21 protein-coding genes and 1 pseudogene are annotated in these 22886 nt (G+C 59.7%); 9 read left to right on the top strand and 13 right to left on the bottom strand.

Features of this window, described 5'->3' with window-relative positions:
- Positions 1 to 681, top strand: a pseudogene (locus tag ACUTJJ_RS19165) (peptidase M14); the annotation flags it as partial.
- Positions 682 to 708: 27 nt separating this feature from the next.
- On the opposite strand, the gene ACUTJJ_RS19160 reads toward ACUTJJ_RS19165, so the two are convergent.
- Positions 709 to 1083 (bottom strand): hypothetical protein, encoded by a 375-nt coding sequence (locus ACUTJJ_RS19160; protein WP_209091450.1) that lies wholly within the window; start codon positions 1081 to 1083, stop codon positions 709 to 711.
- 289 nt (positions 1084 to 1372) lie between these two features.
- Here ACUTJJ_RS19160 and ACUTJJ_RS19155 point away from each other — a divergent pair, with 289 nt between their 5' ends.
- The 5 genes from ACUTJJ_RS19155 (at position 1373) to ACUTJJ_RS19135 (ending at position 5967) form a co-directional block, all read left to right on the top strand.
- On the top strand, positions 1373 to 2545 hold the full coding sequence (locus ACUTJJ_RS19155) for an ABC transporter substrate-binding protein (RefSeq protein WP_209091448.1): 1173 nt from the start codon (positions 1373 to 1375) through the stop codon (positions 2543 to 2545).
- A gap of 91 nt (positions 2546 to 2636) precedes the next feature.
- Positions 2637 to 3500 carry a branched-chain amino acid ABC transporter permease gene (locus ACUTJJ_RS19150; protein WP_209091447.1) on the top strand — a complete coding sequence of 288 codons (864 nt, stop codon included), beginning with the start codon at positions 2637 to 2639 and terminating at the stop codon, positions 3498 to 3500.
- Between the two features lies 1 nt (position 3501).
- Complete coding sequence (locus ACUTJJ_RS19145; RefSeq protein ID WP_209091446.1) at positions 3502 to 4509, top strand: branched-chain amino acid ABC transporter permease; 1008 nt, start codon at positions 3502 to 3504, stop codon at positions 4507 to 4509.
- The gene (locus tag ACUTJJ_RS19140) at positions 4506 to 5270 is read left to right on the top strand and encodes an ABC transporter ATP-binding protein (RefSeq protein ID WP_209091445.1); all 765 of its coding nucleotides are present in this window, start codon (positions 4506 to 4508) and stop codon (positions 5268 to 5270) included. The genes ACUTJJ_RS19145 and ACUTJJ_RS19140 overlap by 4 nt, the downstream gene beginning before the upstream one ends.
- The gene (locus tag ACUTJJ_RS19135; RefSeq protein WP_209091444.1) at positions 5251 to 5967 is read left to right on the top strand and encodes an ABC transporter ATP-binding protein; all 717 of its coding nucleotides are present in this window, start codon (positions 5251 to 5253) and stop codon (positions 5965 to 5967) included. Before ACUTJJ_RS19140 ends, ACUTJJ_RS19135 begins: the two co-directional genes overlap by 20 nt.
- A gap of 114 nt (positions 5968 to 6081) precedes the next feature.
- Here ACUTJJ_RS19135 and ACUTJJ_RS19130 read toward each other — a convergent pair whose 3' ends face one another.
- Together ACUTJJ_RS19130 and ACUTJJ_RS19125 are read right to left on the bottom strand one after the other, a co-directional pair.
- Positions 6082 to 7932, bottom strand: a complete 1851-nt coding sequence (locus ACUTJJ_RS19130) for an ABC transporter ATP-binding protein (protein ID WP_445543104.1) — start codon at positions 7930 to 7932, stop codon at positions 6082 to 6084.
- Between the two features lie 47 nt (positions 7933 to 7979).
- Positions 7980 to 9143, bottom strand: coding sequence for a M20 aminoacylase family protein (locus ACUTJJ_RS19125; protein ID WP_445543103.1), 1164 nt, complete (start codon positions 9141 to 9143; stop codon positions 7980 to 7982).
- Positions 9144 to 9448: 305 nt separating this feature from the next.
- On the opposite strand from ACUTJJ_RS19125, the gene ACUTJJ_RS19120 reads away from it, so the two are divergent.
- From ACUTJJ_RS19120 to ACUTJJ_RS19110, 3 genes are all read left to right on the top strand, one after another.
- Positions 9449 to 11158, top strand: coding sequence for a peptide ABC transporter substrate-binding protein (locus ACUTJJ_RS19120; RefSeq protein ID WP_445543102.1), 1710 nt, complete (start codon positions 9449 to 9451; stop codon positions 11156 to 11158).
- Between the two features lie 141 nt (positions 11159 to 11299).
- A complete protein-coding gene (locus ACUTJJ_RS19115; protein WP_209091440.1) occupies positions 11300 to 12310 on the top strand; it encodes an ABC transporter permease in 1011 nt (336 codons plus the stop codon).
- Entirely contained in the window at positions 12303 to 13223 is a 921-nt protein-coding gene (locus tag ACUTJJ_RS19110; protein ID WP_209091438.1) for an ABC transporter permease, read from the top strand. The genes ACUTJJ_RS19115 and ACUTJJ_RS19110 overlap by 8 nt, the downstream gene beginning before the upstream one ends.
- Before the next feature lie 38 nt (positions 13224 to 13261).
- Here the strand turns inward: ACUTJJ_RS19110 and ACUTJJ_RS19105 are convergent, their stop codons facing one another.
- The 10 genes from ACUTJJ_RS19105 to ACUTJJ_RS19060 all read right to left on the bottom strand — a co-directional run.
- On the bottom strand, positions 13262 to 13612 hold the full coding sequence (locus ACUTJJ_RS19105; protein WP_445543101.1) for a ribbon-helix-helix domain-containing protein: 351 nt from the start codon (positions 13610 to 13612) through the stop codon (positions 13262 to 13264).
- A gap of 71 nt (positions 13613 to 13683) precedes the next feature.
- On the bottom strand, positions 13684 to 14250 hold the full coding sequence (locus ACUTJJ_RS19100; RefSeq protein WP_445543100.1) for a DJ-1/PfpI family protein: 567 nt from the start codon (positions 14248 to 14250) through the stop codon (positions 13684 to 13686).
- A gap of 97 nt (positions 14251 to 14347) precedes the next feature.
- Positions 14348 to 15742, bottom strand: coding sequence for an amidase (locus ACUTJJ_RS19095; RefSeq protein ID WP_445543099.1), 1395 nt, complete (start codon positions 15740 to 15742; stop codon positions 14348 to 14350).
- A 53-nt stretch (positions 15743 to 15795) separates the two neighbouring features.
- Complete coding sequence (locus ACUTJJ_RS19090; protein ID WP_445543098.1) at positions 15796 to 16617, bottom strand: ABC transporter permease; 822 nt, start codon at positions 16615 to 16617, stop codon at positions 15796 to 15798.
- Positions 16614 to 17564 carry an ABC transporter permease gene (locus ACUTJJ_RS19085; protein ID WP_445543097.1) on the bottom strand — a complete coding sequence of 317 codons (951 nt, stop codon included), beginning with the start codon at positions 17562 to 17564 and terminating at the stop codon, positions 16614 to 16616. The genes ACUTJJ_RS19090 and ACUTJJ_RS19085 overlap by 4 nt, the downstream gene beginning before the upstream one ends.
- Positions 17565 to 17757: 193 nt before the next feature.
- A complete protein-coding gene (locus ACUTJJ_RS19080; RefSeq protein ID WP_445543096.1) occupies positions 17758 to 19293 on the bottom strand; it encodes an ABC transporter substrate-binding protein in 1536 nt (511 codons plus the stop codon).
- A gap of 186 nt (positions 19294 to 19479) precedes the next feature.
- On the bottom strand, positions 19480 to 20382 hold the full coding sequence (locus ACUTJJ_RS19075; RefSeq protein ID WP_063947047.1) for a LysR family transcriptional regulator: 903 nt from the start codon (positions 20380 to 20382) through the stop codon (positions 19480 to 19482).
- 166 nt (positions 20383 to 20548) lie between these two features.
- Positions 20549 to 21298 (bottom strand): ABC transporter ATP-binding protein, encoded by a 750-nt coding sequence (locus ACUTJJ_RS19070; protein WP_445543095.1) that lies wholly within the window; start codon positions 21296 to 21298, stop codon positions 20549 to 20551.
- On the bottom strand, positions 21295 to 22131 hold the full coding sequence (locus ACUTJJ_RS19065) for an ABC transporter ATP-binding protein (RefSeq protein ID WP_445543094.1): 837 nt from the start codon (positions 22129 to 22131) through the stop codon (positions 21295 to 21297). The genes ACUTJJ_RS19070 and ACUTJJ_RS19065 overlap by 4 nt, the downstream gene beginning before the upstream one ends.
- Positions 22128 to 22886, bottom strand: a 759-nt coding sequence (locus ACUTJJ_RS19060) for an ABC transporter permease (RefSeq protein ID WP_445543093.1), incomplete at its 5' end; no start/stop codon positions are given. The genes ACUTJJ_RS19065 and ACUTJJ_RS19060, both read right to left, overlap by 4 nt.

Below are 22886 nucleotides of genomic sequence, written 5' to 3'. Positions count from 1 at the left end.
GCGCGCAAACTCGCGGAGCGCAAGGGTGCGCATTTCACGATTTCTCCGCTGGAAAACCCTGACGGTTATGCCCTGCACCAGCGCCTTCGCGTCGATAATCCCCGCCATATGCACCATGCCGCGCGCTACACGGCACTCGGTGATGATCTCGAATATCGCACGCCGGAAAATTCAGGCAGCCATCTGAACGAGAAGGAAATCCGCTTCAAGGCGCAGGAGATAAGCGGTGCGAAGCTGCATGTGAACCTGCACGGTTATCCTTCGCATGAATGGACCAGACCACTATCCGGTTACGTGCCGCGCAATTTCGCCATGTGGACGCTGCCGAAGGGTTTCTTCCTCATCATCCGCCACCATGCGGACTGGGAAAGGCAGGCCGAAGCCCTGCTCGACAGGGTAACCCGTCATCTCGGCGCCATTCCCGGCCTGCTTGACTACAATAACCGCCAAATCGCGCTTTATGAGACCCACGCCGGCGAAACCGGTTTCCGCATCATCAACGGCTTCCCTTGTCTGTCTTCCGTCGACGACCGCCACACCGTGCCGATGACGCTGATCACGGAATATCCAGATGAGACCATCTACGGCGACGATTTCATCACCGGCCACACGGCGCAAATGGAAACGGTTTTATCGGCCTATGATGCCTGGCAGGAGATTATGTCCGCCGAAACCGCCTGAATTCTCAGCCGCCCCGCAGTGGGCGGCTCATTTCGCCGGATTCGCGGCAGCGAGCTTCTGATCCCGCTGCTTCTCAAGCAACTTCTTGCCCTTGCTGAGAATGTGAAGATTAGCAGCGTCGAGTTTGTTGTAACCGGCTTGAATGATATCGAGATCGGCGACATGGCCGATTGCCGCCAGATTGTGCATGACATCGCCAACCGCGACATCGATGCTTAGGGCTGGCTTAATCCCCATGTCCTTTGCCGCAGCTTGTAGGTCTTCTACCGTTCCGCCCATGGCGTGATACAGGGTGAGCGCCTTGCGCAGAAACTCTTCCCGTCGCTCCACTTTATTGTTGAGCATCTTTTCCCCGACGAGGGTCCGCATCAGCTCGACAGCTTTGTTCTGATATTCGCCCATCAAGACACCGAATAAAGTTCAAAAATATGCTTTGGGACACTAGCGACAATCCCCTTAGAACTCGTTAAAGCGTGGGTTGCACCCAGCGAGGGATCAGGCTGCGGCCTCAGCTGGTTTGCGACGCGGCCGCGCTCTGAAGTCCTAAACGCGAAGAACGCCAAGCGACAGCTTATTGATAACCATCAGGTTATCTATTTTCCCCCTTAATTCATTTTACATCAGCGACTACACTCCTCACTCTGCAGGCTGGGCCAGTGGATGGGAGCCAAGGGCCGCTTGGGAGGAAATCATGAAGTTGCCGATTATCGCCGCGCTCGCGGCCACTCTTTTCAGTTCCGTCGCCGCGGCAGACACGATCAAGGTCGGTGTCATTGGGCCGATGTCGGGCCCCTTCGCAATCCACGGCAAAAATTTCAAGGCGGGCATCGATGCATGGCTTGCGCTGAACGGTAACAAGATCGGCGATAACACGATCGAAGTTGTCTACCGCGATGTTCCGCAGCCGGACCCCGCGCAATCCAAGGCGCTGGCACAGGAACTCGTGGTCAAGGAAGGCGTGCAATATCTGGGTGGTTTCATGTTCACGCCCGATGCGATGGCCGTGACGCCGCTTTTGAAGCAGGGCAACGTTGCTATGGTTGTCATGAACGCGGCAACCTCCGCTATCGTCACCAAAAGCCCCTACGTCGTGCGCACCTCCTTTACGACATGGCAGACCTCGACCCCGATCGCGAAGGTGGCGTTTGATGGTGGTGTGAAGAAGGTGATTTCGCTTGTCACCGACTACGGTCCTGGCGTGGACGCCGAAAACGCCTTCAAAGCGGCATTCACCGCAGCGGGGGGCGAAGTGGTGGAAAGCATTCGCATGCCACTTGCCACCAACGACTTCAGCCCCATCATGCAGCGCGCAAAGGATTCTGGCGCGCAAGGCGTCTTCGCCTTCTTGCCATCCGGCCCCACGACGCTTGGCTTCGTGAAGGCATTTAACGACAACGGCCTGAAATCGGCAGGCATCAAGCTTTTCGGTCCCGGCGATCTTACGCAGGAGCCAGATCTGCCAGCGCTCGGCGAAGCCGCGCTCGGCATGCAGACGACCTTCCATTATTCAGTGTCGCACGATTCGCCTGAAAACAAGGCCTTCATCGAAGCTATCGGCAAGGCCATCGGTAATCCCAAGGACATCTCGTTCACGTCAGTCGGGGCTTACGACGGCATGTACGTCATCAGCAAGATGATCGAAGCGACCGGCGGAAAGCAGGATGCTGAGAAGGCGGTCGACGCCGTGAAAGGTCTGTCCTGGACAAGTCCCCGTGGCCCTGTCAGCATCGATCCCGAAAGCCGGCATATCACCCAAAACATCTATCTGCGTGAAGTCGCCAAGGCGGATGATGGGTCCTATTATAACAAGGAAACACGGACGTTCGAAAAGCAGGGCGATCCGGGCCTTGCGGCGGCGAAATAAAGCAAGGCTTCCAGCAAGCTTGTCGGGCCGCCGGTAGCGGCCCGTCTCCAGCCCACAGGGGCGTATGTGGCACGGGAGGAGCTCTTTCAGCATGCAGACGGTTTTCAGCATCCTCATCGATGCGCTCGCCTATGGCATGGTCCTGTTCATTATCTCCATCGGACTTTCCGTCACGATGGGGCTGATGCGTGTGGTCAACTTGGCGCATGGCGCCTTTGCCATGATCGGCGGCTACATCGCGTCCTACGCTGCCCATGGCCTTGGCCTTGGTTACGCCGTTGCGATCCTCGTCGCCATCGTCGGCACCATCGTCATCGCCATTCCGCTTGAGCGTTTCCTCTACCGTCGCATCTATGGTGCACCAGAGCTGACGCAGGTGCTGATGACCATTGGCATCACCTTCTGCATCATCGGCATCGCCAACTTCGTGTTCGGGCCGACGCTCAAGACCATCCCCTTACCGCCGCAACTCGCGGGGCCGACCGATCTCGGTTTCCGTACCATCGCGACCCACCGCATCTTTGCAATTGCCTGCGGTCTCGCCGTGGCCGGGGCGCTTTGGTTCACATTTGAAAAGACTGCATTTGGTATCAAGCTTCGGGCGGCGGTCGACAACGCCGCCATGGCGGCGGCACTCGGGGTGCGCACCGAGGTCATCTATGCCGTCAGCTTCGCCATCGCAGTGGGCCTTGCCGCCATGGGCGGTGTCATCGGGGCCGAGCTGCTGCCGGTCGAACCCTATTATGCGCTGCGCTACATGGTCACCTTCCTCGTGGTGGTTTCGGTCGGCGGCGCAGGCTCCATTCCGGGTGCGCTGATCGCGTGCCTCCTACTTGGCGCCATTGACACAACCGGGCGGTATCTTGCTCCCGAATACGGCGAATTCTTCTTTTATCTGGCGGTCATCGTGATTATCACGCTGTTCCCGCGCGGCCTTCTTGGAAGGGCGAAATGAGATGGCGGTGCTCATGAACGAAGCGACTGAAATTGCCGCAGCTTCCGCGGCACGCTCGCCGCTGCGCGCGCTCGTGGGACCAGCGCTCATTATCGCTGCCGCCACCATCGGCTACTTTCTGTTTCCCGATAATCTGGCGCTCCTGACCCGTATCATCGCCATTGCACTTCTGGTGCTGTCGATCGATCTGGTGACCGGCTATTGCGGTGTCGCGACGCTCGGACACGCCGCCCTGTTCGGCGCGGGCGCCTATGCCGCCGGCATCGCAGCCGCGCATTTTGAAATCACCGATCCGCTTCTCATGACAGCGATCGGCGCTGTCGCAGGCGGCATTTCCGGCCTTTTATCCGGCGCCGTGCTGCTGCGTGCCCATGGCCTGCCGCAGCTCGTGCTTTCCATCGCCGTCATCCATCTGTTTCACGAGGCGGCCAACAAGGCATCAGGCTGGACGGGCGGCAGCGACGGCCTCTCGGGCATTTCTCCCGACGCCCTTTTCGGCACGTTCGATTTCGATCTCTTTGGACGTACCGCCTATATTTATGGTGTGTGTCTTTTGCTCCTCGTCTTCGTAGCTCTGAAGATCGTGGTTCACTCTCCCTTCGGCATGTTATGCCGGGGTGTCAAGCAGGACAGCGTTCGCATCCAGGCCATGGGTGGCTCCGTCAACGGTACGATCTTGAAGATGTTCGTGATATCGGGAATCGTCGCCGGCATCGGGGGCGCGCTCAACGCTATTTCCACACAGGTCGTCGGTCTCGACAGCCTCTCCTTTACGCTCTCTGCCGAGGGCCTGGTCATGCTGGTGCTGGGCGGCGCAGGTTCCCTTTACGGGGCACTCATCGGAACCGTCACCTTCATGTGGTTTGAGGATGTCGTTTCCGCGGCCAATCCCTTCCACTGGCTCACAATTGTCGGCCTGCTGCTGATCGCAGTGGTGCTTTTTGCACCGCGTGGACTTTACGGTGCAGGTGAGCAAATCATTGCGCGCATCCGGGGAGGCCGCACATGAACGCCATTTTCGAGGTCTCTGGCCTCCAGAAAAATTTCGGTGGTCTCGTCGTCACCAACAATGTCTCGCTGTCGCTTTCGCCGGGCGACCGCACGGTACTCATCGGCCCCAATGGCGCCGGCAAGACGACCTTCGTCAACCTCGTCACCGGCAATATCAGGCCGTCAGCCGGCACGGTGCGCATTGCCGGGGAAGACGTCACCGGCCTCAGCGCCAGCCAGCGGGTCAAACGCGGCCTCGTGCGCTCCTTTCAGGTTACCCGTCTGTTTCAGGATATGACGCCGGAAGAACACGTCGCGCTCGCCATCCTCCAGCGTGAGGGCAAGACGGGTCGAATTTTCGGCCGTTACCGCACCATGCCCTCGGTCATGAGCGAAGCCCGCGATATTCTTGGGACGCTCGGACTCCTCACCCTTTCGCAATCCCGGGTGCGTGAGATTGCCTACGGCCAGCAACGGCTCATCGAGATTGCGCTTGCCATGGCACTTCGCCCGAAAATCCTGCTGCTTGATGAGCCCGCCGCAGGCGTGCCCTCCACGGAAACGGCGCGCATCGAACAGGCGCTCGACCGGCTGCCCGCAGACCTCGCCATCCTGATGATCGAGCACGACATGGATCTGGTCTTCCGTTTTGCCAAACGTGTGGTGGTGCTTGCTGCAGGTGCGGTGATCTTTGATGGTTCGCCTGAAGACGTCACCAGCAATGCGGAAGTCCGCCAAGCCTATCTGGGAAGTTACGCCGATGCCCGCAGCGCCGCTTGAAATCGTCAACCTCACGGCCGGTTATGGCCCGACAAAGGTCATCGAGGGCCTGTCGCTTTCCGTGCCATCAGGCTCGCGTTTCGCCGTGCTCGGCCGCAACGGCGTCGGCAAGACAAGCCTCTTCGCCACGCTGGCCGGCCAGACGAAACGCTTTTCCGGCGATATCCGCATCGGCGGACTGGATATTGCCACCCTGCCGAGCGCCGCGCGTGCACAGGCTGGCCTTGGTTACGTGCCGCAAACACGCGATGTCTTCCCGACGCTGACTGTCGAGGAAAATCTATTTGTCGGCCTCAAGGGGCGACCGAAATCAGCGATAGAGGAAGCCTACACGCTGTTTCCGCGTCTGAAGGAGCGCCGCCGAAATCTCGGTTCGCAGCTATCTGGCGGCGAGCAGCAGATGCTGTCGACAGCAAGAACGATTCTTGGCCAGCCGCGCGTGCTGCTCCTGGACGAGCCACTTGAGGGTCTTGCGCCGGTGATCTGCGAAGAGTTGATGGCCGCCTTTTCCAAACTCGCCCAGTCAGGCGAAATGACCATTCTTCTCGTTGAGCAGCGCATTCAGATGGCCATCGATTTTGCCGATCACGCCATTATCATGGAACGCGGCCGTATCGTCTGGAACGGGCCATCAGGCGATCTTGTTGAGAACCCTGCGCTCATCGATACCCATCTCGGAGTGGGTGGGCTGCACTGAGCGGCTTGCCTCTTGCTTCCGTGCCATGACGAGCAGGCACGTAGTCCGTTGTCTCATCACCGTAGTCATCGGACCGGTGCGCAAGGCGCCCTCGCTGATGAGGAACACCATCGATTATGCCGCCTCCTGCACCAGATGCCCGGCCGAAACTTCCCGATAACGTCGTTCAGGTGCCACATAGTCCACCGACCGTATCGGGCTTTTGATCTCATCTGTCGCCATGTTGCGCTTGATCTGTCGCCGCGCGGGATCTGGCACTGGAACGGCGGACATCAATTTCTTCGTATAGGGATGTTGCGGGTTGTCGAAGACTGCCGCACGTGGGCCGATTTCAACAATTTCGCCCAGGTACATGACTGCCACACGATGGCTCACGCGTTCTACCACCGCCATGTCATGGCTGATGAAGAGAAAGGCGAGGTTCAGGCTTTGCTGCAGATCGAGCAGCAAATTGCAAACCTGAGCCTTGATTGAAACGTCGAGCGCCGAGACCGCCTCATCGGCCACGATGACCTTCGGATCGAGCATCAGTGAGCGGGCAATGGCGACACGCTGGCGCTGACCGCCGGAAAATTCGTGCGGAAAGCGCCGCATCATATCCGGATTAAGGCCCACCTTTTCGATCAGGTCCGCGGCTTTGTCGCGCGCTTGCTGCTTACTGCCGAGCCGATGCTCCACGAACGGCTCCATAATCGCCGTGCCGACGCTCATGCGCGGATCAAGGCTGGCAAAAGGATCCTGAAAGATCATCTGCACGCTACGGCGCATCGTGCGCAGCGTCATCCTGTCGAGCTTCAGCACCTCGTAGCCGTCGAGCGTAACATCGCCCGAAGTGGGCTCGATCAACCGCGTGATAGACCGGCCCGTCGTGGATTTGCCGCAGCCGGATTCGCCAACCAGCGACAGGGTTTCCCCCTCAGCCAGATCGAACGAGACTTTCTCCACCGCATGGACAGCGCCGGATTTGCGACCGAAAAGACCTGAGCGAATATCAAATCGGGTCGTCAGGTCTTTGACCGAAAGGATCGGCGTCTTGCCGCCAGCAACCGTATCTTTCACCTCGATTGTCGGCTGGCTTTCGCCGGTCTTGACGTCGATGATCGGGAAACGGGCGGGGAGCACCCTTTCCTTCATTGAGCCAAGCTTCGGCACTGCAGAAAGCAGCGCGCGCGTATATGGGTGCTGGCCGCGATGGAAGATATCGTCCGTCGTACCGGTTTCCACCACATCGCCGCGGAACATGACGATGGTGCGATCGGACACTTCCGCCACAACGCCCATATCGTGCGTGATGAACAGAACCGACATGCCCTCCTCTTCCTGCAACTGCTTGATGAGGTCGAGGATTTGGCCCTGAATGGTAACATCAAGCGCCGTTGTCGGTTCGTCGGCGATCAGCAATTTCGGTTTGGAGGCCAATGCCATGGCGATCATCACACGTTGGCGCATGCCGCCAGAAAACTGGTGTGGATAATCGTCGAACCGATTTTTTGCATTGGGAATTCGGACCTTCTCGAGCAGGCGAATGACTTCAGCCTTGGCCGCCGAGGACGAGATATCCTGGTGCACGGTCAACGCCTCGGCAATCTGCTTGCCGATCGGGAAAATCGGGTTGAGGCTCGTCATCGGCTCCTGGAAGATCATCGAAATGTCCTTGCCGCGGACCTTGCGCATCTCCTCTTCCGGCAGTGCCAGCAGGTCGCGCCCGCCGAGCATGACCTTGCCTTCGATACGGCTCGTCTTTTTATCGAGCAGCCGCATGATGGAGAGCGACGTCACACTCTTTCCCGAGCCGCTTTCGCCGACGATCGCCACCGTCTCACGGGGCGCAATGTCGAAACTCATATTGCGCACAACGGATTTCCAGCCGCCATCGACGCGGAAGGACGTGGTGAGGTTTTGAACCGACAGGACCGGGCTTATCGAACCGCCAGTCTGTTCCATGGACGTTGCTGCCAAAAGCATGCCGATCTCCAAAAAAGCAGAAGGCGGCCATTTGGCCGCCGGATGTCTTATGCAGCAAGTGCGGTTTCGGCCATCGAAACCCAATAGCTGATGCCGTAAGGCAGCGCGTCGTCGTTAAAGTCATAGGCCGCATTGTGAAGCCCTGCGGTATCGCCGTTGCCAATGAAGATGAAGGCGCCGGGGCGCGCTTCCAGCATGTAGGAGAAATCCTCGGCGCCCATATGCGGATTGGGATTGGTGTTGACGGCATTCGCGCCGGCGACGCCCATCGCTACACCAGTTGCAAATTCCGTCTCGTCACTGTGGTTGAAGGTGACGGGATAACCGCGATCGTATTTCACCTCTGCCGTTGCGCCATGCGCCATGGCGGTGGCTGTCGCCACTTCTTTCAAGCGCTTTTCGGCGAAATCGCGGGTTTCCGGCAACAGGGTGCGCACCGTTCCCGTCAGTGTCACTGATCCGGGAATGACGTTGGAAGCCGTGCCGCCATGGGTGGTGGCGACGGTGACGACCAGCGACTTCAACGGATCCGTCTCGCGCGAGACGATGGATTGAAGCGCGATGATGATATAGGCCGAGGTCAGAACGGGATCGACGGAAAGGTGGGGAGCCGCCGCATGGCTGCCCTTGCCCGTAATGGTGATCTCGAAAGCATCTGCCGCCGCCATGGTGGAGCCCTTGCGGATCGCGAACTGGCCGACAGGAATGCCCGGCTCGTTATGCATGCCGTAGACCTGCGAGATGCCGAATTTCTCCATCATGCCGTCGTTCAACATGGCGAGCGCTCCCGCGCCCCCCTCTTCCGCCGGCTGGAAGATCACGGCCACAGACCCTCTGAAATTGCGGGTCTCGGCCAGATATTGCGCCGCACCCAGAAGCATGGCGGTATGTCCGTCATGACCACAGGAATGGGCCTTGCCGGGCGTCTTCGAAGCCCAGGGCTTTCCGCTCGTCTCCAGGATCGGCAACGCATCCATGTCGGAGCGGAAACCGATGGTCGGGCCATCTCCGTGCCGACCCTTGATGATGCCGACGACGCCGGTCTTGCCGATGCCGGTTTCCACAACGTCGCAGCCAAAGGATTTCAGTTTTTCAGCCACGAATTTCGAGGTCTCGAAGACATCATAGAGAAGTTCCGGGTGCTCATGCAGATGGCGTCTCCAGCCGGCAACGTCTTCCTGCATTTCAGCCACACGGTTCAATATCGGCATTCTGTTTTTCCCTTTTTTTGTTCCCCGCCGGGTTGTCGGACGACATATTGCATTTGGAATTTCCGCTTTTGCAAGCATGAATTTTGATAGATGAACGAAAAATAGGCCAAAAGTCGAACGGCTCAAATTTTGTTCATCAATACGACTTTTGGACTTGCTTTTCAAAAAAACTGACAATAGCATCACGTGGAATGAAGGATTATTCCTGAGCAAAGTCAAATACTTACAACAAAAGACCTTGCAGATGACGACGGGAAAAGCGTCAAACATTCAAACAGATAAAATCCAAAAAGGGGAAAACCACAATGACGAAGCGCAGCATTCTCTTTGCCAGCACGGTGGCGGCTATGGCCTTGGCAGGGTCTGCCGCCCATGCCGAGCGCGGCAGTGACGGCGAGTTGAAAATCCTGTTCTGGCAGGCCGTATCGACACTCAATCCCTACCTCTCAGGCGGCACGAAAGAAATCTACAGCTCCTCCGTGGTTATCGAGCCGCTCGCACGCTACGATGAAAAGGGCGAGCTGGTTCCGACGTTGGTGAGCGAGATTCCAACGGTTGAGAATGGCGGCGTCGCCAAAGATTTGCTCAGCATGACCTGGAAGCTGAAAAGCGACGTCAAATGGTCCGATGGCACGCCGTTCACAGCCGATGATGTCGTGTTCACCTGGAAATATTGCACGGCGCCTGATGGCGGCTGCGCGCAGGCGGCGCAATATGAGGGTGTGAAGAATGTCGAGGCCATCGACGCCCACACGGTCAAGGTCAGCTTCACCGAACCGAAGCCCTACCCCTATTCCGCCTTCGTTGGCGCACAATCACCCGTCATTCAGAAGAAGCAGTTCGAAAACTGCGTCGGCGCTGCCGCCCCGGGCTGCACATCCGCCAATTTCGGCCCCATCGGCACCGGCCCCTTCGTAGTGAAGGATTTCAAGCCAAACGACGTCGTCAGCTACGTTGCCAACCCCAATTATCGCGACCCGGCCAAGCCCGCCTTCGCTACGCTAACGCTGAAGGGCGGCGGTGACGCGGCTTCCGCTGCGCGCGCCGTGCTTGAGACGGGCGAATTCGATTATGCCTGGAACATGCAGGTGGAGCCGGAAATTCTGGCGACCATGGTTGCCGCCGGCAAGGGCAAGCTGGAAACCGCCTTCGGCACCCAGGTCGAGCGCATCAACCTCAATTGGTACAACCCCGATCCCGCTCTCGGAGACAAGCGCTCCACCAAAGAAGCGGGTCCTCATCCGGCCCTGTCCGACCCGGCCGTCCGTCGTGCCCTCTCGCTTGCCATTGACCGCGACATCATCGATGAAGCCGGTTATGGCGAAGCAGGCAAACCGACCTGCAACATCGTACCCGCGCCTGCAGCCGTCGCATCGACAAAGAACGACAGCTGGTGCCTGAAGCAGGATATCGAAGGCGCCAACAAGCTGCTTGACGAAGCCGGCTGGGCAAAGGGTGCAGACGGCATCCGCGCCAAGAATGGCGTGAAGCTTTCCTTCCTCTATCAGACCTCCACCAACTCCGTTCGTCAGGCCGCGCAGGAACTGGTGAAGGACATGTGGTCGCAGATTGGCGTTGCTTCCGAATTGCGTAACGTCAGCGCCTCGGTCTTCTTCGGCGGCGATCCGGCAAGCCCGGACACGTTCCAGAAGTTCTACGCCGACGTTGAAATGTACACCAACAATTTCGACGGCACAGACCCCGAAAAATATCTCGCAGAATGGCTGTGCGACAAGATTCCCGCCCCCTCTAATGGCTGGCAGGGTCAGAATATTCCGCGCTACTGCAACCCGGAATTCGACAAGCTGGTGGGCGTCCTGTCCAAGACCACCGATTTCGCCAAGCGCGCAGAAATCGCAAAGCAACTGAACGACATGTTGACGGAGGAAGGCGCGCATATTCCGCTCATCCACCGCGGGAATGTTTCCTCGCATTCACTGACGCTCGAAGGCGTTCGTATGAATGCCTGGGACTCCGAACTCTGGAACGTCGCGGACTGGTCCCGCAAGAAGTAACAGGCAGATGCGCCGGCCTCTCTTGCAGCGGCCGGTCTTTTGCATGCCCCCTGGACCATGACCTGAAGACACGGTTGCAGCGTCGTTGCGGAAAAGCTCTCTCTTTTTGTCGCGCCGCGCTCCGGGTCTGGAGAGTTTCAGATGTTTACCTTTACGCTCCGACGGCTTGCCTTTGCCGTACCGACGTTGCTCGTCATCAGCTTCGTCATCTTCGCGCTGCTTGATCTCGCGCCCAATGACCCGACCGGCGACCTGCCGCTCACCATTCCGCCTGAGGTGCGCGAACAGATCCGCGCCTCGCTTGGCCTTAACGAGCCTTTCTTCATCCGTTACCTCATGTGGCTTCAGCAATTCTTCATCAACGAACCGCTGAACCTTCTGGAAAAGCTGACCGGCTGGCAAATTGGCGATGGCAGCCGCACGCGGATCCTTTCCTGGGCGACGCGCAGCCCCGTGGTCGATCTTGTCATTCAGCGCATGCCGCAGACGCTCTGGGTCGTCGGCCTCGCCTATCTCTTCGGCGCGCTTCTGGCTATCCCGATCGGGGTCATCTCCGCCTATAAGCAATATTCGATCTTCGATCAGATCGGCACTTTCGTTTCCATGGTCGGTTATTCGGTGCCGACTTTCTTCACGGGCGTGCTCTTGGTCGTCATCTTCAGCTCATATCTGCAATGGTTTCCCTCGGTCTACGATACCAATCTCCAGGTAAGGGATTGGGCGAGTTTTGTGGCGCAGGTGAAGCAGATGTTCCTGCCAGTTCTGGTGCTGACACTCTACAACGTCTCGCAGATCAGCCGTTTCGTGCGCGCCTCAATGCTCGACAATCTACACCAGGACTATGTTCGTACCGCGCGTGCAAAGGGCGTCAAGGAAAAGTCCGTTCTGCTGGTGCACGTTCTGCGCAACAGCCTGATCCCCGTCGTGACCGTCATCGCACTCGGCGTGCCGACGATCTTTTCCGGCGCTATCATCACCGAGCAGATTTTCCGCGTGAACGGCCTTGGTCAATTGCTGATAACGGCCGTTCAGGGGGCGGATATTCCGCTTGTGCAGACGCTGACATTCATCTTTGCAGTGCTGATTGTGCTCTTCAACCTGATTGCCGACGTGCTTTACGGCATTCTCGACCCGAGGATCCGCTATGACTGATGCCACCATCGCAGCGCCGACAGTTGCGGCTACGCCCGTCAAATCAGCCCTCGCCGATATCTGGAAGCAGTTCCGCGTCCACAAGGGCGGCGTGGCCGGCCTTGTCGTCTTCATCTTCATTCTGCTCGCGGTCTATGTCGGCCCTTATATTCACACTGTCGCACCCAACGCCATCAATGTACGGGAACGTAATCAGTGGCCGTCGCTGGCGCATCCCTTCGGCACCGATAATCTCGGCAAGGACATGCTGGCACAGGTTTTGGCGGGCGGGCGCATCTCGCTTGCCGTCGGCATCACTGCCATGCTTCTGGCGCTGTTTCTCGGAACGCTGGTCGGCGTTCTCTCAGGTTATTTCCGTCGGCTTGATGGACCGCTGATGCGGTTGACGGACCTGTTCCTGGCTCTGCCGCTGCTGCCGCTGTTGCTCGTGATCCTGTTGCTGTTCCGTGACACGCTGCGTGCGGCCTTCGGGCCGGAAACCGGCATCTTCATCCTGATCGTCTTCGTGATCGGGATCACCAGCTGGATGCACACGGCCCGCATTGTGCGTGGCGACGTGCTGACGATCAAAAGCCAGGAATTCATCATGGCGGCGAAATCGAGCGGCATGCGCGAATATCGCATCATCATCAGGCATATTCTTCCGAACGTGCTGAGCTCGATCATGGTCTCCGCCACGCTTGGCATCGCATCTGCCATCATCACCGAATCCGCCCTCTCCTTCCTTGGCCTCGGTTTCCCGTCGGATTTCCCGACCTGGGGACGGCTGCTGTTCGACGGGGCGAATTTCCTGCAACTGACACCGTCGCGCGTGTTATGGCCGGGGCTGGCGATTTCGCTCACGGTTCTGAGCGTTAATTACATCGGCGACGCCGTGCGCGATGCGCTCGATCCGCGGGCGTTGAAGAACTGAGGAGACACGCGGCGCATCCCCGCGCCGCGTATCCGTCGTCAATGATAATTCACCTTTTCAGCATCCAGAATGCTGTCCGCATCCAGCGCCGCAACTGGAATATCTGTCCGCGCCGGAATATCGCCGGAAAGCTGAAGCGCGAGATAACGCCCGCAGCAGACGCGCAGGAACGAGGTGAAGTTGCCGAGATCGTGCCCGGCATCGATCGATTCATTGTAAAGCTTGGCGATCAGCTGCACGCTGTTCATGCCATCGCGGCGCGCGATCTCGTCCAGCGTCGTCCAGAAGAAGTTCTCAAGCCGCACACTGGTCACCATGCCGTCGATCCGGAGCGACCGCGTATGGCTTTCCCAAAGCGTGGGGTCTGCCTTGATGAAAAGTTTGCACATGGTTTCCTCCCTCACCACGCCTCAAAAGATAGGCGGAAAACGGGGCTGGCAAAAGCCCCGTTCCACAGGTCTCATTTGGCAAGCACGGCCAGGAATTGCGACAGCCAAGCCGGATGGGCGGGCCACGCGGGCGCCGTCACCAGCTTCCCGTCCGTCACCGTCGCATCGATCGCAATATCCGCGTAGATGCCGCCGGCCAGTTCCACCTCAGGGCGGCAGGCCGGATAGGCGGAACAGGTGCGGCCCTTCAGGACGCCGGCCGCTGCCAGCAATTGCGCGCCGTGGCAGACGGCCGCAACAGGCTTGTCGGCCTCGAAGAAATACCGCACCGCCGCGAGCACATCGGCGTTCAGCCGCAGATATTCCGGCGCGCGACCGCCCGGAATGACCAGCGCATCGTAATCCGCCGGTTTGATATCGGCGAAGGTGGCGTTTAGCGCGAAGTTATGGCCACGTTTTTCCGAATAGGTCTGGTCGCCCTCGAAATCGTGGATGGCCGTGGCGATGGTTTGGCCCGCCTTCTTGCCGGGGCAGACGGCGTGCACCGTGTGGCCGACAGCAGCCAAGGTCTGGAACGGCACCATGGTCTCGTAATCCTCGGCAAAATCGCCGGTGATCATCAAAATCTTCTTCGGCATGTCTGCTCCTCCCGTTTTCGAATGCCTTTGGGCACCCTAACAGGTGGGATCGAGATGCGGGTATTATGGCAATACTACATGCCGAACAAAGGTGATATCAGCCGGCCGGCGGCTCCGGCCAGCGCCGGACACCGCCGCCCCAATTCTCGAACGCTTTCGAAAGCCGGAGCACAAACAGATCCTCGTAACGCGGCCCGACGATCTGCAATCCGATAGGCATGCCGGATGCCGAGAAACCGCAATTGATCGAGCATGCCGGCTGTTCCGACATGTTCCACGGCACGGTAAAGGCGATATGTTCGAAGGGCCGTGCGGGATCATTGGTGGGCGAGGCCCAGTCGGCCGGATATGAGACGATGGGATTGGTCGGTGAAATCACCGCATCCACCGACTGCATCAACCGTCCGCAGGCCTTTCGCATTTCCATGGTCTGGTTGAAGCCAAAAACGGCACGCGCGCCGGAAACATCAGCGCCCTTTTCCGCCCATTCGTGAATATAGGGAAGGATCGCGGCACGACGATCCGCGCTCAACGCCACCATGTCGCCCCAGAATTTCGCCCGCCAGAAATCGTCAAGCCCATCCAGCATATCCCGTGTCAGCACCGGCTCGACGGGAATGATGATGGCGCCCGCCTGTTCGAACAGCTTCGCTGCCGCCACCACCGCGTCGCGCACCTCTTCATCCAGCGGCAGGCCGCAACCGGCAGAGAGCATCAGGCCGATTTTCAGCCCCTTCACGTCGATATCGAGATCCATCCAGTCGATTGTGTTGGGTGGCAGCGACGTACCGTCCCGCCAATCCGGGCGGGAGAGCGTTGCCATGGCATAAGCGGCGTCGGCAACGGTGCGGGTCATCGGCCCCGCGCAGCGGCCGGTATAATAGGGATCGACCGGGATGCGGCCCTGGCTGGGCTTGAAACCGAAAAGCCCGGTCCACCCGGCCGGCAGCCGCACCGAGCCGCCAATATCCGTGCCGATATGCAAGGTGCCGTAGCCCGCAGCACCGGCCGAAGCAGCACCGGCGCTGGAGCCGCCGGGGTTCTGGCTCGGGTCCCAGGGGTTGCGACTGAGCTTGTGAAAGCTGGAAAGGCCTGAGGAGAGCATGCCGTAATCCGGGCAGGTCGTCTTGGCATAGAGGATCGCACCGTCTTCCCGGCAACGGGCAGCAACCGGTGCGTCCTCCAGCGCCGGCACAAGCTCCACCGCCCTGGTGCCGAGGGGCACCGGATGGCCTTTGGTGGCGATGAGTTCCTTCAGCGAGACCGGAAGCCCATCGAGCGGGCCGAGCGTTTCGCCGCTATGCCAACGCTGCGTCGAGGCTGCTGCCTGCCTGCGGGCATCTTCCGGGTGGTAGGCATAAAGCGCGTTCACGACGGGCTCGAAAGCCTCGATGCGCGCTTCAACCGCCTGCCAGTACTCCGAAGGCGACAGCTTCCTCTCCCGGTAAAGCCCCAGGATTTCGAGCGTGTTGAGGTCTATGAGATCGGTCATGGCATCGTCTCTTCAGAAAAACGGGAAATAGCGGCGGTATCGGCTTGAAGCGATCAGCTCGTATCGCGCGGATCGAGCAGATCACGCAGGCCATCACCGAGAAGGTTGAGGCCGAAGACGGCGAGCGCAATGGCAAGGCCGGGCATGATGGCAAGCCAGGGCGCCGCGCCAAGATAGGTCTGAGCATCCGCCAGCATCCGCCCCCAGGTAGCGGCGGGCGGCGGCATGCCGAGACCGAGGAAGGAAAGGCCTGCTTCCGTCAAAATCGCCAGACCCAGCTGGATCGTCACCTGCACGATGATCTGGTTGGAAATATTCGGCACGACATGGAACAGCGTGATCTTGGCGCGGTTCTGGCCGATGCTGGTTGCGGCGGTGATGTATTCCCGCGCCCAGATTTGTAACGCCGCCCCTAGCGTCAGTCGCGCAAAGACCGGCACCATGAAGGTGGCGATGGCAATGATGGCGGTAAAGCGCCCCGTGCCGATAAATGCGCCGAGCATCATCGCCGACAGGATCGGCGGTACGGCGAAGATGATGTCGCAGACGCGCATGACGACGGTTTCGGTAAAGCCGCGCAGCGCCGCAACCGTGACGCCGATCGCCGTGCCGATAAGGGCACCGATGGCGACGGCGGCAATGGCGGTGGAAAGCGAGTTCCACGCACCGGCCATCAGCATGGAGAGCACATCGCGGCCGAAATGATCCGTGCCGAGACCGCCATAAACGAAAGGCGATTTCAGCTTTTGCACGATCTGCATCTTGGTGGGGGAAACTGGCGTCCAGACCAACGACAAAAAGGCAACGGCGACGAGGAAGGCGGTGACGGCGATACCGATGACGAAAGCCGGGCGACGGCGGATCAATCGCATCATCGCGCACCTGCCCGCAGTCTTGGGTCGATGAAGAGATAGGCTATATCGACCACGAAATTCATGATGATGACCAGCGCCGAGAAGAACAGCACGACGGATTGCATCACGACGATATCCCGTTGCGTCAGTGCCTGATAGGCAAGCCGGCCAAGGCCCGGGAGGTTGAAGACATTTTCCACCAGCACCGCACCCGCAATGAGGAAGGTGAATTGCAGGCCGATCATAGTAACGACGGGGATCATCGCGTTCGGCACCGCATGCCGCCACAGTGCCACCCGCTCGCTCAGGCCCTTGGCCCGCGCGGTGCGCACGAAATCCTCATTCATCACCTCAAGCACGGCGGAGCGGCAGACGCGGGTGAGAACGCCGGCCTGCGACAGTGCCAGAGCGATTGCCGGCAGAACCAGCGCCATGAGACCTGCCGGAAAGCTTGGGCTCCAGCCGGGAAACCCACCTGATGGCATCCAGCCGAGCGTGGTGGAAAATACGATGATCAGCAGCAGCCCGACCCAGAAGCCCGGCACGGCAATGCCCACATGGGAAAACAGCCCGGCCACGAAATCCAGCGCCCCGTTGCGGTTCTTCGCCGCCGCCACGCCGAGAGGAATGGCAATGGCCACAGACAGGCAGACGGCAAGCAGCGCAAGCGGCAGCGTGACGGCCAGCCGCTCGGCGATCAGGCCCGCCACGGGCACGCCATAGGTATAGGATTGTCCGAGATCGCCGCGGAACACGCCACCCAGCCAGTGGATGTAGCGCAGCAGCAGCGGCTGATCGAGACCCATCTGCTTCTGCAGCGCGGCGAGCGTATCCGGACTGGCCGAGGTTCCGAGCATGATGGCGGCCGGATCACCCGGCAGCAGGCCCATGACAAGATAGATGATAAGCGAGACGGCAAACAGCGTGATGACGAGGCTTACGAGACGCCGGATGAGGACGGCTAACATCTGGCACCTTCTCCTTGCGTGGTTCTGTTTGCTTTGGCGTCCGCCGCTCTCGTCCCCGTCATTCCGGCCTTGAGCCGGAATCCAGCCGTCGCGCGTCTGCGCGGCGAAAAGAGCCTTTTCAGCCCAACGACTTGGACTGGACTGGATGCCGGATCAAGGCCGGCATGACGGAGGACACGGCGACTGGCAAATCCTATTCTTCCCAATGCACATCCGTCAGCACATTCGAAGGAATGGGCTCGCTTTCCCACAGCCCCTTCACCTTCTTGTCCCAGACCCCGAGCTTCGGCATCACGAACAGGAACAGCGCCGGCACATCTTCGGCGAGGATTTTCTGGGCGTCGCCATAAAGCTTTTCCTGCTCACCGGCATCCGCGGTCTTTTCGACGCTGGCGATGACCTCGTTGAAGGACGGGTTCTTGTAGTTGAAATAATAGGGATCACGGGAGTAGATATCGATATCCATCGGCTCGGCATGGGCGACGATGGTCATGTCATAATCCGCCCCTTTCAAAACATCCGCCACCCATTTGGCCGGAAATTCCGTGGTCTCGATGGTCATGGTGACACCGATTTCGGCCAGCATCGCCTGCAGGATTTGCGAGGTGCGCTGGGCATAGGCCATCTGCGGGGCCTTGATGGTGAAGCTGAAACCGTCGGCATACCCCGCTTCGGCAAGCAGGGCCCTCGCCTTGTCGACATCATAGGGATGAACGCCAGTCGTATCGATGTATCCGCGATCATTCGGCGTATAGTGACTACCGATAGCCGTGCCGTAACCGGACCAAGCACCTTCGATGACAGTTCCGCGATCCACCGCCATCATCAGCGCCTGGCGCACGCGCTTGTCGCTGAAGGGTTTGCGGGCGCTGTTCATGCCGGCCACGACCTTCAGTTCAGTATTGCCGACGAAGGTGCCAAGGCGTTTATCGCCTTCAAACGAAGTCATCAGTTCCGGCGCGCCGAATTCCGGGAAGGCATCGATATCGCCCGCCTTCAGTGCCGCTGCCTGCGCCTGCGGATCGGCGACGAAACGGAACGTCGCCTTTTCCAGCTTTACCGACACAGCCTTGTCCCAATAGGCGGCGTTCTTCTCCAGTTCCACCTTGTCGCCCTTGGCCCAGCTGACGAATTTGAACGGGCCGGTGCCGACGGGCGTGGTGCGGTTCGTCTCTGCGCTCTTGGGAGCGACCATGACGGATGCCGGCCAGCCGAGCCAGTAGATGAGGCTGCCGGCAGGCTGCTTTAGCTTCAGCACCAGTGTGTCGGCATCCGGTGCCTCGATGCTATCGATTGACGCAAAGAAGCGCTTCTGCGGATTGACGGAGGCTTCGCCGCGCGCCCGGTCCAGCGAGAACTTTGCGACCGAGGAATCGAACGCCTCGCCGTTATGGAAGGTGACACCCTTGCGCAGCTTGAATGTATAGGTCTTGCCATCAGGAGAAATTTCCCAGCTTTCGGCTAGCTGCGGCTTCACCTTGCCCTTGCTGTCGATGGTGACGAGACCTTCGAAAATATTCTGCCAGGTGACCTGGCCGATGGCGACGGGAGCGGCAATGGTCGGATCGAGACCGGTCGGCTCCACCGTCATGCCAAGCGTCAAAGCTGTTTTCGGCGCGGCTTGCGCCTCGGCAACCGAAAGCGGCAGCCAGAGCGCCGTGCCGAGAGCAAGCGCCAGCGCGGTACGGCGCGAGAGCTTTGCCGCCTGCGAAAGATAGGTACGTGGCATCCTTAATCCCCTGTCTGGCGGCCGGGGCATTTTTGCCCTTCCAAAGACCACCCGTTGCAAAAAGAGTGTCATGTTGCAGGCGCACACACAATCATGATTTTTGTGTGCTCCGTGTAGCTGAAATCGCTACACGGGAATGCGGATGGAAATCAACCTTTCCGGATGAAATACGGGGAGCGTCTCCGCTCAGCCTGCCGTCACCTCACGCATGAAGCGCTCAATGAAATCCGCGAGCTTGGAAGCGGCGAAGGATAGTTGCCTGTCCGGCGCCACACAGAGGTCGATCTGGGTATGGATACCCTTTTTGCCGGAGAGCGGAACGGCGACCATCTGCCCGCTGCGGATTTCCCGCGCCACCGAAAGCGCCGGCAAAAGCGTGGCAGCGGCGTGGCCCAACACCAGCTCTTTCAGCATTTCCAGCGAACTGGTGATGAAAACGGGGTCAAGTTCAACGTCCGCCTCGGCGAAAAGGGTATCGAAGGCCTGCCGCGCGGCAAAACTTTTGTCCGGCAGGGCAAGCGGCAGCCCGGCCAGCTCCTTCAGAGAGACCTCAGGTTGACCAGCAAGCGCATGGCCGGCGGGAAAGATCACATCGTAATTGATGCGGGTTCGCGAACGCACCTTCACTCCGGCAACCTTTGGAGCGAAGAGGCTGACGACCAGGTCCGCTTCGGCAGCGCCCAGCGCCTCCAGGGCCTGGCGTGCACTGGTAATATGCACCTCGAAACGGAGCTTGGGGTATTTGAGACTGAACTGCGCCAGCACTGGCGCCAGAAGGTTCGCGACCGTGGCGCCATTGGCATAAATGGTCACCCGACCGCGCTGCAGACCCTTCAGATCGTCAATCAGCTGGTGTACGTGGTCGAGTTCGCGCAGCGTTTTGCCGGCACGGGCGGCGAGCAACTCACCCGCCGCCGTCAGCTTCACGCCACGGCTGGAGCGCTCCACCAGGGGCGAGCCGAAATAATACTCGAGGTTCTCGATCTGCCGGCTCACCGCTGTCGGCGCGACATTCAGGTTTTCCGCCGCGGCGCGCATGGAATTGGTGCGGACGAGTTCGTCGAAATACATCAGGGCGCGCAGTTGCATGAGGGGTACCTTGTTTTGGCCGACACGGTCCGTCATGCCGGGCTTGACCCGGCATCCAGCGCGATCAAGTCATTGATCGCAATAGAGTCTCTGACGCGCGGTCGCTGGATTCCGGCTCAAGGCCGGAATGAAGGAAGATGTCATTTAACCCGACTATAGCGGCGCCTCAAGCGCGCTTGAAACCCTCGCTCGCCACCAGCAGCTGCCTCGTATAATCTGCGCTGAATTCGCGGCTTTCCAGCGCCTCGGCCTCCAGCATTTCCACCACCTTGCCGCTTTTCATCACCGCCAGGCGGTCGCACATATGGCTGATGACACCGAGATCGTGGCTGACCATGACGAAGGTGAGGTTACGGTCCTTGCGGGCCTGTTCCAGAAGGTTCAGGATTTCGGCTTGAATGGACGCATCGAGGGCCGAGGTCGGCTCATCGAGCAGCAGGATCTTCGGCTCGACGATCAGTGCGCGGGCGATGGCGATGCGCTGGCGCTGGCCGCCGGACAGCTGGTGCGAATAACGGAAGCGGAAACCGGAACCGAGGCCCACTTCGTCCAGCGCACGCGCGATCCGTTGCTCGCGATTGTCGAGACCATGGATGACGAGCGGTTCCAAAAGCAACGCGTCCACCGTCTGGCGGGGGTGGAGCGAGCCATAGGGATCCTGAAACACCATCTGCACATCGCGGTAGAAGCTCTTGTCGCGGTGCTTGCCCGAATAGGAGCGCCCGGCCACCATCAGTGAGCCTTCATCGAAATGGTTGAGGCCGGCGATGGCGCGCAGCAGGGTCGATTTGCCGGAACCGGATTCACCGACGATACCGAAGGATTCACCCTCTGCAACATCGAGGCTGACGCTGTCGAGCGCGATGTAACCGTCGAAATCCACCACCATGTCTCGGACAGAAAGAACTGTGCTCATGCGCGCCACTCCAGCTTGCGTTCCAGAACGGGTAGCGGATGCCGGTGGCCGCCAATTTGCGGCAGACAGTTCAACAGGCCCTGCGTATAGGGATGTTTCGCTTCCTTGAGGTTTGCGGAAGCAAGCTCTTCCACCACCTTGCCGGCATACATGACGAGAACCCGGTCGCAGAAGGAGGAAACGAGCCTGAGATCGTGGCTGACGAAAATCAGCCCCATGCCACGGTCGCGCACCAGCTTGTCGAGAATGTCGAGCACTTCCAGCTGCACCGTCACATCGAGCGCCGAGGTCGGTTCGTCGGCGATCAGCAGTTCCGGGCCACAGACGAGCATCATGGCGATCATGACGCGCTGGCCCATGCCGCCGGAAACTTCGTGTGGAAAGAGATAGAAGACGCGCTCGGGATCACGGATCTGTACTGCCTCCAGCATGGCAAGCGTGCGCTGGCGCGCTTCGCCGGAGCCAATCTTTTCGTGGGTACGCAGCGTTTCCATGATCTGGCGGCCGATGGTCATGACCGGGTTCAGCGAATATTTCGGATCCTGCAGGATCATGGCCGTGCGCTTGCCGCGCATGAGCCGCCGCTCTTTGGCCGATGCCTTGAGCAGGTCGATATCGCCAAAACGCAGCTTATCGGCTTCGATCCGGGCATTTTTCGGCGTCAGGCCCATGATGGCGCGGCCAGTCTGCGACTTTCCGGAGCCGGATTCGCCGACGATGCCGAGGCGCTCGCGCCCCAGCGTGAAGGAGACGCCGCGCACCGCCTCCACCAACCCGGTGCGGGTCGGGAAGGAAACGCGCAGGTTCTCAACCGTCAGAAGAGACGCACTCATTGGCCCGCCTCCTTGGGATCAAGCGCATCGCGCAGACCGTCGCCCAAGAGGTTGAAACCGAGGCTGACGATCAGGATCGCAATACCCGGCATGGCAGCCACCCACCATTGATCGAGAATGAAACGGCGGCCCGACGCGATCATCGCACCCCATTCCGGCAACGGCGGCTGTGCGCCAAGACCAAGGAAACCGAGGCCTGCAGCAGTGAGGATAATGCCCGCCATATCGAGCGTAACACGCACGATCAGCGACGACATGCAAAGGGGCATCACGTGCTTCAAGACGATGCGGAAGGGCGACGCGCCCATGAGCTTCACGGCAGCGATGAAATCGGAATTGCGGAACGTCATGGTTTCGGCACGCGCGATGCGCGCATAGGGCGGCCATGAGGTGACCGCGATGGCGAGTACCGCATTTTCAATACCCGGCCCCAGCGCCGCAACCAGTGCCAACGCCAGAACGAGCTTCGGAAAGGCAAGGAAAATATCGGTGATGCGCATCAGAACCGCATCCACCCAGCCACCGGCATAACCAGAGACGGTGCCGACGATGAGCCCGATGGGTGCGGCGATGATGGCCACCAAAAGCACGACGAACAGGGTCAGCCGCGAACCGTGAATGAGGCGCGAGAGAATATCACGGCCCTGATCGTCGGTGCCGAGCAGATAACCGGCAGTGCCGGGCGGCAGAAGCCGGGCATTGCGCAGATCGCCCTGCACCGGGTTATGCGGCGCCAGCACATTGGCAAAAATCGC

Source organism: Agrobacterium sp. DKPNP3, assembly GCF_052686535.1.
The sequence above is the reverse complement of the archived record's forward strand: the minus strand, read 5'-3'. Positions and strand labels throughout refer to the sequence as shown.

Coding starts and splice junctions, on each gene's coding strand:
- ACUTJJ_RS19145 (WP_209091446.1), top strand. CDS start 3,502: ATGGCGGTGCTCATGAACGAAGCGACTGAAATTGCCGCAGCTTCCGCG.
- ACUTJJ_RS19090 (WP_445543098.1), bottom strand. CDS start 16,617: ATGATGCGATTGATCCGCCGTCGCCCGGCTTTCGTCATCGGTATCGCC.
- ACUTJJ_RS19160 (WP_209091450.1), bottom strand. CDS start 1,083: ATGGGCGAATATCAGAACAAAGCTGTCGAGCTGATGCGGACCCTCGTC.
- ACUTJJ_RS19070 (WP_445543095.1), bottom strand. CDS start 21,298: ATGAGCACAGTTCTTTCTGTCCGAGACATGGTGGTGGATTTCGACGGT.
- ACUTJJ_RS19140 (WP_209091445.1), top strand. CDS start 4,506: ATGAACGCCATTTTCGAGGTCTCTGGCCTCCAGAAAAATTTCGGTGGT.
- ACUTJJ_RS19100 (WP_445543100.1), bottom strand. CDS start 14,250: ATGCCGAAGAAGATTTTGATGATCACCGGCGATTTTGCCGAGGATTAC.
- ACUTJJ_RS19110 (WP_209091438.1), top strand. CDS start 12,303: ATGACTGATGCCACCATCGCAGCGCCGACAGTTGCGGCTACGCCCGTC.
- ACUTJJ_RS19065 (WP_445543094.1), bottom strand. CDS start 22,131: ATGAGTGCGTCTCTTCTGACGGTTGAGAACCTGCGCGTTTCCTTCCCG.
- ACUTJJ_RS19130 (WP_445543104.1), bottom strand. CDS start 7,932: ATGCTTTTGGCAGCAACGTCCATGGAACAGACTGGCGGTTCGATAAGC.
- ACUTJJ_RS19105 (WP_445543101.1), bottom strand. CDS start 13,612: ATGTGCAAACTTTTCATCAAGGCAGACCCCACGCTTTGGGAAAGCCAT.
- ACUTJJ_RS19095 (WP_445543099.1), bottom strand. CDS start 15,742: ATGACCGATCTCATAGACCTCAACACGCTCGAAATCCTGGGGCTTTAC.
- ACUTJJ_RS19150 (WP_209091447.1), top strand. CDS start 2,637: ATGCAGACGGTTTTCAGCATCCTCATCGATGCGCTCGCCTATGGCATG.
- ACUTJJ_RS19115 (WP_209091440.1), top strand. CDS start 11,300: ATGTTTACCTTTACGCTCCGACGGCTTGCCTTTGCCGTACCGACGTTG.
- ACUTJJ_RS19125 (WP_445543103.1), bottom strand. CDS start 9,143: ATGCCGATATTGAACCGTGTGGCTGAAATGCAGGAAGACGTTGCCGGC.
- ACUTJJ_RS19085 (WP_445543097.1), bottom strand. CDS start 17,564: ATGTTAGCCGTCCTCATCCGGCGTCTCGTAAGCCTCGTCATCACGCTG.
- ACUTJJ_RS19075 (WP_063947047.1), bottom strand. CDS start 20,382: ATGCAACTGCGCGCCCTGATGTATTTCGACGAACTCGTCCGCACCAAT.
- ACUTJJ_RS19080 (WP_445543096.1), bottom strand. CDS start 19,293: ATGCCACGTACCTATCTTTCGCAGGCGGCAAAGCTCTCGCGCCGTACC.
- ACUTJJ_RS19120 (WP_445543102.1), top strand. CDS start 9,449: ATGACGAAGCGCAGCATTCTCTTTGCCAGCACGGTGGCGGCTATGGCC.
- ACUTJJ_RS19135 (WP_209091444.1), top strand. CDS start 5,251: ATGCCCGCAGCGCCGCTTGAAATCGTCAACCTCACGGCCGGTTATGGC.
- ACUTJJ_RS19155 (WP_209091448.1), top strand. CDS start 1,373: ATGAAGTTGCCGATTATCGCCGCGCTCGCGGCCACTCTTTTCAGTTCC.